Source organism: Dactylosporangium sp. CA-139066, assembly GCF_050936175.1.
Classification (GTDB): domain Bacteria; phylum Actinomycetota; class Actinomycetes; order Mycobacteriales; family Micromonosporaceae; genus Dactylosporangium.
In genome coordinates this window covers 7,420,276-7,434,405 of the sequence record NZ_JBNJNH010000001.1, presented here as the reverse complement: position 1 = coordinate 7,434,405, position 14,130 = coordinate 7,420,276, and the positions used below count along the sequence as shown (strand labels likewise).

The 14,130-nt window shown below is 68.7% G+C and carries 8 protein-coding genes; 2 read left to right on the top strand and 6 right to left on the bottom strand.

Annotated elements, in window-relative coordinates; translation table 11 throughout:
• Positions 1-219: 219 nt before the first annotated feature.
• Complete coding sequence (locus tag ACQEVU_RS34060; protein WP_433330872.1) at positions 220-3,516, bottom strand: DEAD/DEAH box helicase; 3,297 nt, start codon at positions 3,514-3,516, stop codon at positions 220-222.
• A gap of 637 nt (positions 3,517-4,153) precedes the next feature.
• On the opposite strand from ACQEVU_RS34060, the gene ACQEVU_RS34055 reads away from it, so the two are divergent.
• The gene (locus ACQEVU_RS34055; protein WP_433330870.1) at positions 4,154-8,212 is read left to right on the top strand and encodes a PIN domain-containing protein; all 4,059 of its coding nucleotides are present in this window, start codon (positions 4,154-4,156) and stop codon (positions 8,210-8,212) included.
• Between the two features lie 227 nt (positions 8,213-8,439).
• Here ACQEVU_RS34055 and ACQEVU_RS34050 read toward each other — a convergent pair whose 3' ends face one another.
• The 3 genes from ACQEVU_RS34050 to ACQEVU_RS34040 form a co-directional block, all read right to left on the bottom strand.
• Positions 8,440-8,832 carry a hypothetical protein gene (locus ACQEVU_RS34050; RefSeq protein WP_433330868.1) on the bottom strand — a complete coding sequence of 131 codons (393 nt, stop codon included), beginning with the start codon at positions 8,830-8,832 and terminating at the stop codon, positions 8,440-8,442.
• A 55-nt stretch (positions 8,833-8,887) separates the two neighbouring features.
• Positions 8,888-9,346 (bottom strand): MarR family winged helix-turn-helix transcriptional regulator, encoded by a 459-nt coding sequence (locus ACQEVU_RS34045; RefSeq protein WP_433330866.1) that lies wholly within the window; start codon positions 9,344-9,346, stop codon positions 8,888-8,890.
• A 439-nt stretch (positions 9,347-9,785) separates the two neighbouring features.
• On the bottom strand, positions 9,786-11,024 hold the full coding sequence (locus tag ACQEVU_RS34040) for a tyrosine-type recombinase/integrase (protein ID WP_433330864.1): 1,239 nt from the start codon (positions 11,022-11,024) through the stop codon (positions 9,786-9,788).
• 334 nt (positions 11,025-11,358) lie between these two features.
• Here ACQEVU_RS34040 and ACQEVU_RS34035 point away from each other — a divergent pair, with 334 nt between their 5' ends.
• Complete coding sequence (locus tag ACQEVU_RS34035) at positions 11,359-11,739, top strand: helix-turn-helix domain-containing protein (RefSeq protein ID WP_433330862.1); 381 nt, start codon at positions 11,359-11,361, stop codon at positions 11,737-11,739.
• Positions 11,740-11,777: 38 nt separating this feature from the next.
• Here the strand turns inward: ACQEVU_RS34035 and ACQEVU_RS34030 are convergent, their stop codons facing one another.
• Positions 11,778-12,887, bottom strand: a complete 1,110-nt coding sequence (locus ACQEVU_RS34030) for a hypothetical protein (RefSeq protein WP_433330860.1) — start codon at positions 12,885-12,887, stop codon at positions 11,778-11,780.
• On the bottom strand, positions 12,884-13,936 hold the full coding sequence (locus ACQEVU_RS34025) for a tyrosine-type recombinase/integrase (protein WP_433330858.1): 1,053 nt from the start codon (positions 13,934-13,936) through the stop codon (positions 12,884-12,886). The genes ACQEVU_RS34030 and ACQEVU_RS34025 overlap by 4 nt, the downstream gene beginning before the upstream one ends.
• Positions 13,937-14,130 lie beyond the last annotated feature (194 nt).

The following is a 14,130-nucleotide window of genomic DNA, read 5'->3' as shown; positions in this document are numbered from 1 at the left end:
CGCCGTTCAGGTCAACACCGTACGAGCACACCAGCACCACCGCGAGAGTCCTGCGGCAGGCCACACCCCATGACACGTCGGCCCCAGGGGAGCTATCTCGGACCTATGAGCCCGTCACATGATGCGAACTAAGCGCCCACCAGGTATTTCAATCAGGGCGTAGGCGGAGGCTCGGCTCGGCAGTGCCGCCGATGCCGAGTCGCTCGGGCGATTCTCATCTCACCGGTGCGCGACGCAACGCTGGTAGGTGTCCAGCCAGCCGGTTGCGATGCTGTCACCTCGACGGGTAAAGATGGCCAGGCCCTGTCCTTGGCCGGAATCCCCGTCCGGGTAGGGCAGCTCTTTCGGATTGCCCGTTGCTCGGTGGGCGCTGGTTGAGGAGCCGGTCCAGGTGACGATCAGGGCGCCCGGCGGTGCGGTGATCTTGACGCCGTCTGGCTGGGGGTCGATGGTGGTGCCGGTGGCGCGGTCGCGGAGCAGGGTGGTGTAGTCGCCTGGATCGAGGCGGCAGCCGGAAGGCCGTGCAGTGTTGGTCCAGTCCGGGCTGGTGATGCCGCGGGCAGTCGCGGTGGTGAACAGCGTCGGGGTGTCGGTCGGGGCGTGCAGTGGGGTGGCCATCTGCTCGCACATCCACAGCAGCCGGCCGGCGCCGCGGGGCGGGGCGGCGGCGCGCCAGCGGATGCGGCGGGACAGGTCGGCAGCGACCACAGCGATCCATGGGTGAACGGCTGCAAGGTAGCCCTGCCCGGCGAGCCAGCCGAGGTAGCGAGGGGCGAGTTCCCAGATCGGGTACATTGCCGCGGTCGGGATCCCGGCTACCGCACGGCCGGGGCGGCGCATGGCGGCTGGGCTGTGGATACAGAGCTTGAGGGCGGCTTTGGCGAGGTCGCCGGGGGCAAACGGTGCCTGGGAGCCGAGGCCGCCGCGGATGTAGGTGCGGGCGGTGCCGAGCTGGTCCAGCCGGCCGCCGGCTTGCAGGGCCCGGGCGACCGCGGGTCGCACTTCCTCGGCGATGGGCGCTTCGGCCAGCTCGGGGATGGTGACGGCCAGCAGGTCCAGCAGCAGATTCTCGGCCTGGTCTGGCCTGGTAGGGACTGGCAGTTCCCCAAGGTCGGCGCGCAGCTCGACGCCGGTGAAGGTGGACACCATCAGCCTGGCGGTCAGGGTCCCCAGCTCGGTCGGGGCGAGGTCGGCGTCGCCGGACGGATGCGGCTGGCTAGTGAGGTAGCCGCCGACGCTGAGGAAGTCGATCGCGTCGGCAACGATCTGGGTATCGCGGTCGCCCTGGTGGTGGGCGAGGGTCTGCTCCCACCACGCTTCGGCCTCCCGCAGGGTGGAGATACGTCCCTGGACGGCTTCAGCAAGCAGGTGGTCGGGCAGGGTGGACAGGATCTGGGAGGTGACGGTGTAGCCGTCGACCAGGCGTTGCTGCCAAAGCGGGCGCTCGGTCTCGTCGCAGATGAGGTAGGCGTAGCCCTCGGTCTCGCCAGCACCGACGCGGCCGGCGCGGCCGAACATCTGTTGCACGGTGGCCACGGAGATGTGGTCCAACCCAACCTGGGTGTCGCGGACGACCACCGCCCTGGCTGGCAGATTGACGCCAGCCGCGACGGTCGTGGTGGCGACCAACACGTCCAACTCGCGGGCGCGGAAGCGGCGTTCGGCGTCGCGCTTGTGCGGCCAGTCTTTGTAGTGCAGCCCGATTCCGACCTCGTCGCAGATGGCATGGACGCGGTCGAGGTCGGCCGGGTCGATCCCGTCAACGCGGGCACCCCGGGCATCGGCGATCGCCAGCGCGGTGGCGCGCACGTTGTGCTTGCTGCCGCAAAAGACCAGCACGCTACCCCCATCGTCGGTCACCTGCGTGGTCAGCACGGCGGCCAGGCGGGCACGGGCCGCGGTGGCGGCCTTCCAGTCCGAGGTCGCTGCGATCATCGGCAGCTGCCAGGTCAGCCGGGTCGGCCGCCACGCCACCCGCACCATCTGCGCGCCCAGCCAGCCGGCGATCTCCTCGGCGTTGGCGACGGTCGCGGACAGCCCGACGATCCGCACCGCGGACGCCTCCCCACGGACCCGGGCCAGCAGCGCCTCCAACACGGGACCCCGCCCGGCGTCCCCCAGCAGGTGGATCTCGTCGACCACGAGGCTGCCGACCTCGGCCAGGGCTTGCCGTACCGAGCCGGCCCGGCACAGCGCCTCGAACTTCTCCGTGGTCGCCACCCACACGTCCGCGTCGCGGACCCGCTGCACATCCACCGCGTACTCGCCGGACAGCCGCTCCACCCGCAACCCCGCATCGCGCCAGCGCTGCAACTCCGCGTCCAGCTCGTCGGTCAGCGACCGCTGCGGCACCAGCCACGCGGCCTTGCGCCGCTGCCCGCGCAGGGTCTGCAGGGCGGCGACCATCCCGATCGTGGTCTTGCCCGCCCCGGTCGGCGCGACCACCAGCACGTGCCGGTCATGACCGAGCAGATGCGGCACCACCTCGACCTGGGCCGGGTTCAACGTGGGATGCGACAGCAACGGCACCCACGCAGCCGGCAGCACCTGCCCGGCAGGCACATACACCGCCGGCTCGGGCGGCAGTGGGGCGGTGGCCTGCCACACGAGATCGAACGCATCCCGCGCCGCCGCCGCCTCCAGTCCGGCGAGACTAGTCGCTGCGGTGCTGAACCGATCGGTCAGGGCACATGGCCGAGCCGCCGCGGACAGCTCCAGCCTCGTGTTCGTGGTGACCGCCTCGTCCTCCACCCAGTACCGCACCGCCCGGAACGGCAGCCCGTCCGCTCGCAGCCGCTCCTGCAGCGTCACCGTCTGCGGCGAGTCCGGCAGGATGACCCGTACATCCGCGCCCGCCGGAGCACCACGCCAGCCGGCGGGATCGGTGACTTTCACCCAATTCAGTGCCTGGTCCACCACGACGGGCAGCGGCGCGGTCGGTGGCGTCGCCAAGTGCGTGGACCAGCCGCCAGCGGCGATCACCCGCACGCCGACACCGGACTCCAAGTCCACCCCGCAGGTGTGCTCCGGCGGCCCGACGATCACCTCCCGGCCTGTCACCGTCATGCTCTGCCCGTGCCGCGGTGACACCACCTGATAGCCACCATCCTGCTTCGAGGCGCCACCCGGCCGAAGCCGGCGACCGACAGCCCGCATCAGCTCTCGCACGTCCGTCGCCATGGACGACCCCTGAGCCCCTCCACCAGCCGCCAGCTCCGGTAGGCGAGCAGATGAGGCAGCCGGCTTCATCACGTCGTCGTACTTCTTTGCCCCGACCTCCGGCAGGGTAAATGTCGCTGGGCAAGCAGGGCAGACCAGCGCAACGTACCGGTACGTCCGGCCGGCACTCTCATACGGCTTGCGCAGGCTGTGCAGCTGGCCGCCGCACCGCGGACAAGCCCGTGTCACCGGCTCCCCGTACGACCAGCCCGGCTCAGCGAATCGTGGGTGTGCCAACACCGGTCGCACCTGCCACCGCGTCCACGTCAACTGCGCGACCGAGCCGGTGCCACCCACCCGTATACCCCTATCTCGAAGCAGCGACGATCCTCACTGTAGGCGATCACAGGGACATCGAAACGGTCGATCATCGCGGGCTGTGGATAACTCAGCGTCTGCCCACAGGGGGTCGGCAGACGCGGAACTGCTCACCGTCCACGCAATTCGTGTTTGCAGCGCGCCGGCCCTGGGGTCCTGGTGGCTGTTGCTGTGTTCGTCTAGCCGTCTGAGACGGTGATTGCATTGAACACCGCTGATGCTTGGAGATACGGCCACCGTCAGCACGACGCTCAGCATCGGCCCGCACTCCGCCACGGCTCCGCCCCCAGGCGCGGCGCCACCATGCGCGGCGCCACCATGCGCTTCCATCACGTGTCGCCGCATCGTGCCCTGGTGCGTGCTGGCTGGCGGCGGTCGAGGGCTGTGCGATCACAATGACCGTGGCAGACGGCATGAACTCTCGCGTCGGCTGAATAGGCATCCAGGGATGCGGTTCCGGTGGTTGCTGCAGCGGAACGGACTCGAGGCTTGCGAGCGCCACGCCCCGAGAATTGTCGTACCGCCGCGAGATGATGGTCCTCGTGCGCGCCCGTTACGTCGCGGCGGCGCTGAGCGTGAGGGGGCGGCTTCGCCGGTGGAGTCGAACGATGGTGGTTTGGCCAGCCCGTACGCCACTGGTGGTGGTGGCACGGTGTTGGAGCACACGTACGGCGCGGTGCTGCTAGCTGCCTTGCTGCAGGGCCATCCGGTGCCCGGCCTCGGCAACGCGATAACGCCGCGTCAGGTAGCGTTCCAGCAAGCTGCCTCGTGTCCCGTCGATGACCTGGTCGTGGTTGGTGACGGCCCGACAGGTTCTCGCTTGATGGCTGTTGGTGTCCGCCGTGCGCCGACGATCAGCGGGGGTAGCGCTCCGTTCGTCACCCTGCTGGTGGACTATCTGCGTGCGGTTATTGATCGGCAGTCCGCACTCGACGGCGATCGTGAGCGGCTGGCCCTTGCTGTCGCCGCGCCCCACTCGGGAGCGAACGAGGTCGAACAGCTGGCGTTCTGGGCCCGGAAGCGGCCCGACGACGCGGCCTTCCGGGACTTCATAGCGGCCCCGAAGCACACCAACGGCAAGGTCCGGGCCAGGCTTCGGCACCTGGACAGCGCAGTGCAGGCGGCCGTGAAGCAGGGCAGGCTAACGCTCGGCAGCCCTGCAGAAGCCGACGCGCTGACCTGGCGGCTGTTGAAGGCGTTGCGGATCATCGAGCTGCGGCTGGAAGGCGATGACCCAGCCGACGCGACGAACGTCGTCAGCCAGTTGGTGCCACTGGCTGGCGGCGCGGCCCGGGCAGTGGCGCTGTGGCAGCACCTGCTGTACCTATCCGCTCAATACGCCCAATCCGCTGCCATCGTCACGTTGGACATGCTCGTACGTGATGTCTCCGCCGTCGTCCAAGTCCCGGGACCAGCGTCGGTACCGATGGCAACGCGTGCAGAGCAGGTCAACGACCGGCTACGGCAGCTTCCGGCTGCGTGCGGGCCGCGGCTACTCGCGGCGTGGCGCGACGACCAGGACCTTGCCTGGCGGCTGATCGCTGCAGTGACCGGTGTCGAAGATCGTCCCGCTGCGGTGCTGGGGCAGTGGCAGGACCATTGTCCTGAATGGCTGGGGACAGCGTCCTGGCAGGTGCAGCTTGCCGCTGGTGAGCTCGCCGCCAGCTATGGCGCAGGTATGCTCGCGGCCGAGCTGTTCATCGCGGCCGCTGACCAGGGAGCCCCGCGCCGCAGTTTGTGGCTCGCCCGGGCGGCCATGATCTACGAGGGCAGCAGTACCGATGACGGTCGTCGGCAGGCGCTCGCAACGCTTCACAGCGCCACCGCCGATGAACCGTACGCGGAGGCCGTCGCCGCGCTGCTGCGCGACGACCCAGGCACCGCGTCCCGGATCGTGGAGGCATGGGTACCGGACCACCCGAGCGACCGCACGCTGCGCGCCGCGTTGCGGGTTCGGCTGGCTGGCCCGGGCGACCCGCGCGTGGACCTATCGCGGGACATGCTCGACCGTGGCTTGCATGTCCTGGCCGACGCGCTTCGGGAACAGTGGGTCCCCGGGCTGGCCGCAGCCAGGGCCGAGCTGCTGATCATCCGCGCCCGGCGCGGGGAGTCCCCGAACTGGGACGCCGACCTGCGCGAGGCTCGGACGTTGGCGCTGCGTGCCCGCGACGAGCGACGCATGTATCGCGGTGACAGTCCGGAGGCCGTCGCGCTGGCCTGCCACGCCAGCCTGCTGCTGATGGACCTGCGCCAGGTCCTGGCACTCGGTGCTCCAGGTGGTGACGCGCTGCCGGTCGAGTCTGCCTCACCGCAGGTATGTGAGTACGTAGCGTTCGCCGCGCTCCACCTCGATGCCCTCGATCTCGCCCGGGACTGCGCGACCCGGCTCACCCACGCTGCCACCATCGCACTGATCGGCGGATACCTCACCAAGGCCGACGGCGGCGACCCGAGTTCGGCGTGGTGGCGTGCAGCCGAGCTCGCTGACGATGACGAGAAACTCGCCCAAGCACTGCTGGCGCTGGCCACCGCTGGAGTCGACGGCCTGACCCGGTTCCCAGCGTTCGCGGCCCGCTACCCGGATGAGGCGGCCGAGCTGCAAGCCGTGGCCGAACTCGCCGCCGGTCGGCCCGGCGCGGCGATCGGCCGCCTGCGACAGCGGCGCCGCTCCTCGATCACCGCCGCGCTCAGCCTCGCCATGGCCTACCAGAAGCTCGGCAACACCGACGACCAGGCGCAAACGCTGCGCGATGCTGCCGACCACTTCAACGACCCGTCACTGCGCCACGCTGCCGCTGAGGCCCTTGCCCGCGCCGACCGTATTGTCGAGGCGCAGGCCGAGGTCGACGCGCTGCTGGCCCGCACGAGCCCGCAGTGGAGTGGCAGAGCCGACGCGCTGCGGCTCGCCACCCACCTCGCCAGCCGCGACGCCCGACTGGATGAGATGTGCCACCTGCTGCATGCCGTACTCGAAGTCGAGCCGGGCGACAGCACAGGCCGATGGGCACTGATCCGCACCCTGTTACAGCGCGGTGACCTCAACGCGGCCTGGCGGGTCCTGCACGACGCACCCGAGCCGCTCGAGCCGTCCAACCCTGCCGACGCTCGGGCCTGGGTGAAGATGTCCCGCCGGCTGGGCCAGCCGGCCGACACGGTCACTGGCTGCCTGCGGCTGCTGCGCCGGTTCGGCGACGACGAACAGTTCGTAGCTACTGTGCTGATCAATTTCGCGCTGCCCTGGCCGACCCCGGTCGAACTCCCCGACGATGTCCGCGCCGGGATCGCTGCCGAAACGGAACGGTTCTTCCAGCGCTGGCCCGACAGCATCCACCTGCGCCGGATCCAAACCATCGACCAGGAGCAGCTGCGCGCGGATCTGGTGGACATGGCCCGCCGTAGCGACGACGAACAGCAGCACTGGCGCCGCCTCGTCCATAACCTTGCCCGCGGCACCGCACCGCTCTGTCTGCTCGCCGCCATGGCCCGACGCAGCTACACCGAGATCTGCCTGTACCGCGCGGACGGCGTACTCCCAGCCCACAAACCCGACCTGCACGAGCTCACCGTATGCACCGAGGCCGCGCGCTCCGCCGAAGACCACGACATCGTGCTCGACGTCCCGGCGATCACGGTTATCCTGGCGCTTCCCGACGACATCCGTATGACAGTGACCGCGCGGTTCGCCCGGGTCATCACCGCCGACGACGTCATGCTCGACGCGCTCAACGCCAGAGACACCCTCAACCTGCGCAGCACCGCATCCTGGCGCTATGACGAACAGCAGGACCACCTGCTGTTGGACGAGACCACCGAGGCCGAAGCGGACCGGCTCGCCCTCGAAGCCAACCGTCTCCACGACGCCGTCGAGGCGCTGAACCGACTCACCCCTCCCAGCGAACGTATCGTCGGCAACCACGCCTCGCCCGCCGTCGTGACCTGGGCCGCGCCGCTGGACCTTGCCCGCGCACGCGGGGCCACCCTCTGGAGCGACGACCCGGCGCTACGCGCTCTTGCCCGCGCAGCCGGCGTCCCTACGACCTCCACCCTGGCCGTATTACGGCATCTCACCACCAGCGGCGCCATCACCGACGACAGACTCGAGCAGTGCATCAGGACGCTGATCAAGGCCCGCATCGGAGACTTCCCACTCAACGAGCAGCGCCTACTCGAATTGGCCGAGGACGACAACTGGAACCCCGCAGCGGTAGCAGCCGCGCTCTCCCGGCCAGCAAGCTGGGCCGACCCCCTGCGCGCGCTCGCGCTCTACCGGCGCATCGTGACTCAGGTCAACTGCCACGCTCCGGCCACCCTCCCGCATTGGCTCTACGCCGCCGTCCGCGGCAGCACGCTCCTCGCCCACCCCGAGCAGGCCACCGGCATGGCCGCAGCCCTGCTCACCGCCACCCTCAAAGCCACCGCAGCGCGTGGCGAACGCGTCGCCCACCTGCTCGCAGCCGCCCGCCAGGCACTCGCCGACACCGCCCATCCCGACCAGGCACCAGCAGCCGACCCGCTGCCCACCGCCGTGACACTGCTGCGCGACGACACCGCCAAGCTGTCTTCGCACCAACTCGCCGCACACTTCGTCACCGCGACCTTCTCCGCACTCCCCGACGCCGACCGGAACACCGTCGCCAAGGCGATGCTCGTCAGACACCGCGATGCATCATGGTGATGAATCGGCAGTCCGCCGCCTGCGGCGGTCTCATTGAGGAGTTCGGCGAACCGCAGGTCGGGTTGCTTGCTGGGGCCCACGCGCCGGGCAGAGACGGGTCGACGAGGACCAGGGCGCGCAGTTGGGCTGGCCGGCACCGGGCGGTACAGCGCAGCTGCGCCATCTGCGCGAGTTGGGCGTCGAGCTGGTGGCGCAGTTCGGCATCCAGGTCCGCGGCCGGCGCAGCGTTACCGGCCGTCACGGGCGGCGAGCATGGACCGGGCCTGGACAATGCCGGGCGGGCGGTGCAGCGCCGCAGCGCGCAGCCGCTCGACCGCCGCGGCGGCGGCCGCAGCCGGCTCCGGCCGGCCGGGCCAGTACGCGCCCAGCAGCGGGCGGACGGCGTTGACGGTCGCGGTCACGCCAGCGCCGTCGGGCAGCGCCGCGAGCGCCGTGCGGGTGCTGGCAACGATCTGGACAAGCCGCGTGCCAACGCCGTCGTTCGACCACGCCGGCCTAGCCCGCCACGCGTCGAGCGCGTCGAACACCGCGGCGGCCGCGGCGTGGATATCGTCGACGAGCTCGGCGTCGGTGACGGCCGCAAGCTCGTGCAGCAGCGCCTCGAACTCGGCGTCGTCCATGGACCGACCGTACCGAACGCCGGTCCTAGCTGCATCACCGGCGGCCGATGAACGATCACCGCAGCCCCAGATCGCCCAAGTGGCGCTCTACCGCCTCGCAGAGACCGCGGAGGTCACCGTGCCTTCTGATATAGGTGACGTCAGACGTACGCAGCGTCGCCTCGACTCGGTCGACGAGCGCATCACCATCTGGCGTGCACACCAGCGCGGCAAGACGTCGATCGTCTACCGGCGTGCGACGGCTGACCAAATCCTTACGGCGAAGCTTCGCGAGGATGCCGCTCAAGGTGGCTCTCGCGATGCCCGCCTGACGGCTCACCTCCATGACGTTGACGTCCGGCTGCACGTGAATGAGGTGCAGCACGACGTAATCCGGCAGTGTGAGACCGGTGCCAGCCAGAGCCCGACGCTCGGCGTTCGCCCGCAACCGCCGGGCGAGTGTCCAAACCGCGACTACCATTGACGTGTCCGCGTCAGCGACAGCCAGGCCGGGCAGCGCCTCTCTGCTGGTCAATGGTGCCGCCTAACCGCTTGGGACGACCGCTTCCACTGAGGGCGTCGCAGCGCCGCGCGATGTTTACCACCTCGCTTGGTCCGAGGAACGGCACCTCCCTGTTGCAGCACAGGCAGTTCAGCCGCTTGCGAGTTCCACCAACTGTCGGCCATACGCTCCCTGCGGACCTGAGCCCCATCACTGTATCGGCACCACGATGGACGCCAAGCAGTTCGAACTCGACCCTGCTCCGCAAGGGGCGACGAGGGAAGGTGCGGGGACGTGTCAGCCAGTGCCACGTCCCCGCACCTTGGCAGCACCAAACGAAGCCTAGGTGCGAGCCCATCGCCTGGACGTCACCGGACGCTCGCGCCTACATTGGAACAGCCTGGCGATGGTGGGCCACTGCCCGAACGGTCAGACAGTCCCGCCACCGATTGCGCCGGGCGACATCGCAGCCCTACGCGGCCATCAGCTCGTCGAGCCGCTCCAACTCCTCGGGGTTGCCCTCGGCGCGCAAGTGGCCGTACACGTCAAACGTCGTCTTGATCGACTCGTGGCCGATCCGAATCTGGATGGCGTACAGGTTCCAGCCCGCATCGATGAGCAGCCCAACATGCGTGTGCCGCAAGTCGTGAAACCGAGGCGTCCGGTGCAGCCGCGACGCACACGAACACGACGACACGGCAAGCGGATCCATCAGAACGCCACGCGACGTCTGCTTCAGCGCAGGCGGGTGCGTCCCGCAGCGCTGCGCGCTCGCCACGGCCCGCAACCAATACTGGTTACGAAAATTATTCGCGTTCCAGATCCTGCCTGACGGTGACGGAAACACGACCCCCTCGGGCGTCGGAATCGCCTCCAGCCGCCTCCGCAAAATCACGCCCAGGCGCCGAGAAACCGTGATCGTGCGAATTGACTTCTTCGATTTCGGCTTACCGACCGTGCCGTTTGCCTTCAGTGCGCGCCGGACGTGAATCTTCACCTGCTTGCCACTCAGGGAAACGTCCTGTTTCTGTAGCGCCGCCAACTCGCCCCACCGCATGCCTGAACCCAGGGCGACGTCAACCATATCCCGAATCTGCCACGGGCAATTCTTCACAAGAACGGCAATCTCAGCCTTTTCGAGGAAGACTGCGTCGAACGGCTCAATAGCCGGAAGATTCTTTCGCTTCTTCCCCGGTTCGGGCGTGCACGGATTGTCGAAGATGTGCTTACCCATCGCCAGTGCGAAAACTTGATGGAGCACCGCGTGGTATCGGTGAATCGAACGTGGCTTCAATCTTGGAATAAGCTTGTCCACCCACTCGTCGACGTCGTCGCGAGTCACAGCATTTAGCCGCTTGCCCCCGAGGACCGGCTTGACCTCGACGTCCAGCATCCGGCGATACTCCTTGAGCACGCCATCCTGAATACCCTTCTTCTTGCCGGTGAACGTGTCGATCCAATCGCCGACGGTCGGAACCTCGGTCGCCGGCGGCGCGTCTGCCTGACTCGAAACGACCTTTAGCTCCGGCAGGTCGAGCACAACCTGGTACACATCCTCGGCCTTAATTTTGTTCCCGTGTCCATCCACGAGCTGCTTCGCGCGAAGCGCAAGCGCCTCGGTTGCGAACGTGCAGTTCTCCCACTTGGCGCCGCGTCCCGCGCGCCACTTCACGCGGAACTGGTCGCTGGCCCGCTGTTCGATCGAAGCCATCCCCGTTGCCTCCCGTCAAAGCCTTCCCGGCGAGACGGACAGTAGCGCGAATCCGTGTTCCCACTGGGAACACGCGACTGACTCGGGGCTGCATCCAGGGCGTATGAACCGGCCATCCCACAGCACATCTACCAGCAGCAATTACAGAAAGTCGCAGGTCGAAAGCATGTCCATAATCACTCGTAATGAACGGTTCATCCCATGAAAGTATGAACCATCCGCGGTGGCCTCTCTAGCCTTAAATACAAATGGATTCGAATGTATTTCGCTTTGACGTATTTGTTCGGGCCGTGCAGCACGGTGCCATCCGACCGGGGACCCCCATTGTCCTAGGATGCTGGACGTGATGTGGCCGATGCCGCAGTCACTGCTCAACACAAAGACTCTGGAGGTTGAGATGCCGAATGCTGCCAGCACCGCCGACGACGGTCAGCGGGTTGAACCGGCGGGAAAGCTGCTGACGATCGACGCGGTGGCCGAGCTCCTCGGGGTCTCGAAGCGTTGGCTGGCGGACGAGTGCCGAGCCGAGCGGGTTGCTCACGTTTACATTGCGCGGCGGCGGCGTTTCAGCACCAAGCAGGTCGAGCAACTCATCGAGCGCTTCAGCGTGCAGCCGCGGCAGAAGGAGCCTGAGCGGCTGCATCCGGCAGTCAGTAACCGGGTCTACCGTCGCCTGCAACGGCAAGGTGTGATCCCACCGAGCGCGCCTGCGTAGACGCTCCGCCGTCGTCGCTGGCGACGGTCGAAGTCCAGTCAGGCCGCAAGCTGCGCAGCGGTGTCTGCTGCGCGGGCCCGTACGGCGTCTATGAAGGCTTGCCGGGCCTGGCGTTCGTGCGCGGTCTCCACGTCTTCGGCGCTGTCGACGTATTCGGCGTACACGGTCCAGCATCCTCGGATCGCGTCAACGAGCTGTTCCAGCAGATCGGGCGACGGTCGGCGCGGGTCGAGCGGGGTCAGCCGGACCGGCTCAACGTGCTCAACCTCGTCGAGGCCGCCCTCGGTCTCGGCCCGCCGGATCGCCTGCTCGATGGCGTCCCTGGCCTCGTAGAGGTCGGCGGCCTCGCCGGCGGCGACAGCGGCTGCCTGTTGGACCAGGCCGATGACCGCCTCACGTGGCGAGCACCGCAGGGACATCATTTCCAGGATCGTCGCCGCCACCGCGTGGGGAAGGGCCTCGAGCCCGTCCGCCGTGTGCAGCACGTCAACGGTGGGAATCCCGGCCATGTCAGCGGCGACACTGGCGGCCGCCCGCAGCCAGTGGGCAGCGGCGACCGCAGCGGCGGTTGGCTCCAGCGTCGTGAACAGCTCCTCGCTGCCGAAGGGGTCACGCCGCAGGGCCTGATCCGCAGCCGCGACCTGGACTGGGGACACGTCGAGCCGGCTCAATGTCACCGCCTGACGAGCCCGTCCGGCAAGGTCACCACCCCCAGCCGCATCAACCCCGGCAACCTCACGCCGCACCTCGGCAAGCACCGTGTCGTCCAGGGCGACGCTTCCGATGGGCCCCAACGCGCGCCCGACCTGGTGTGCGGCGTCTTCGATCGGGTCGTAGAAGTCGAGGTGCACGTCGGCGGCGGTGCGGGCTGCTCGTTGCACCAGTGCGACGATCCGATCGCTCCACGCGGGGCCGGACCCGAGGACCGCCTCGTCATCGTCCCCTCCGTCGCCTGCCATCGAGCCGGCCTGGACGTAACGGTCCCAGAGAGCCGCTGAAAGCGCCGAGAGGCTGTCCGCGAGCGCGGAGCCGTGCCCCGGCGACACAGCCGCGGGCAGCGTCGCCACGGTCTCCGCGAAGGCGCCCCGCCCGGCCGGCCATATGGCGAGCAGTAGGCCGCGATCGGCGTTAACGCCGTAGTTCGTCATACCGTCTCCTCCAGGGTGACGCTCAGATCGCTGGGGTGCAGCCGCGGCGCTGCAGCGAGCGGATGCGGTTCGCCGGTGAGTGCGGCGGTGGCCGCCGCGACCTCATGGACGTCGGCGCGGACATAGGTGGCGGTCGGGCCAGCGTCGCTGCGACCGGTATGACCGGCGAACGCGCGGGCCACGGCGTAGCTGAAGTTCCGCTCCACCCAGGTCAGGGTGGTGTGCCGCAGCCAGTGGGTACTGATCTGCTGCGTCGCGACCCACGGCAGGTGCCGGCCGATGCGCTGCCAGATGTAGTCGTACCGTCGGCGGGTGATCGCTCGGCCGTTGCGGTAACGCACGAGCTGCCCGCGACCGTCCAACGCGGAGCCGCGCTGCTCGGCATGTGTCAGGAGGTGCTGCATGAGCGACGGCGAGATCGGCTGCCAGCGAACGGTTTCACCTTTCTCCCGCAGCCGGACGAGGCACTGCTCGCCGTCCAGGTCGAACCGACGCAGCGCGAGCGCGCCGCCGCGGCGGCAGGCCGTCTCCAGATGCAGCCGCAGCAGCAGGGTATCCAGCTCGGGATCGTTCCCGGTCGTCGAGGCCGTCGCGAACACCTGCGCCAGCTGACCGTCCGTCAATGCGTGCCGGGCACTGGCCAGCCGCCGCGGCTTCGCGACCCGGACCGTCGGATTCGCCCCTTCTGCCAGGAGGCCGTCGGCGACCGCATGTTGATACAGACACCGCAACGCCGAGATCATGTGCTCCGCGGCGCTGCGGCCTCCGCGCGAGTTCGCGCGCACCACCGCAGCCTGCTTCGCGGACTCGGCCAGCTGCTTGATCTCCGAAGCGGTCGGCTCGTCGAGCCGCCGATGACCCCAGACCTGGCGAACCCGCCGCCAGTACGACGCATACGCCCGGCGGCTGCCCGGCGAAACCGCCTCGCTGATCTGATCGAGGTACTCGTCGAAAGTCGGCACGGCGCGCGAGGCCGAGCCGGCGACAAGGTCGTCCGCGGACACGCCCAGGCGGTCCAGCAACAGCCGAACCGTCTGCAGATCAACCACCCCGGATCGACCTTCAGCCGCAATCACGCGAAGACCCCGTTCAGGGGCCGGAGTCGCTCCACGAGGACCGGCATCGAATAGATCATCACCGTGTCACGGGCCGGCCGTGCCACAGCCAGGACGCGATCACCCGGGACGAGTCCAACAGCATGCCGGATCTGCGACGGCAGCCGAAGGTACCCCTGCCTCGTAAC

What these genes read in the sequence shown, in the direction of transcription:
- ACQEVU_RS34050 (WP_433330868.1), bottom strand. Translation starts at nt 8,832, where the DNA reads ATGGACGACGCCGAGTTCGAGGCGCTGCTGCACGAGCTTGCGGCCGTC.
- ACQEVU_RS34040 (WP_433330864.1), bottom strand. Translation starts at nt 11,024, where the DNA reads ATGGCTTCGATCGAACAGCGGGCCAGCGACCAGTTCCGCGTGAAGTGG.
- ACQEVU_RS34035 (WP_433330862.1), top strand. Translation starts at nt 11,359, where the DNA reads ATGCTGGACGTGATGTGGCCGATGCCGCAGTCACTGCTCAACACAAAG.
- ACQEVU_RS34030 (WP_433330860.1), bottom strand. Translation starts at nt 12,887, where the DNA reads ATGACGAACTACGGCGTTAACGCCGATCGCGGCCTACTGCTCGCCATA.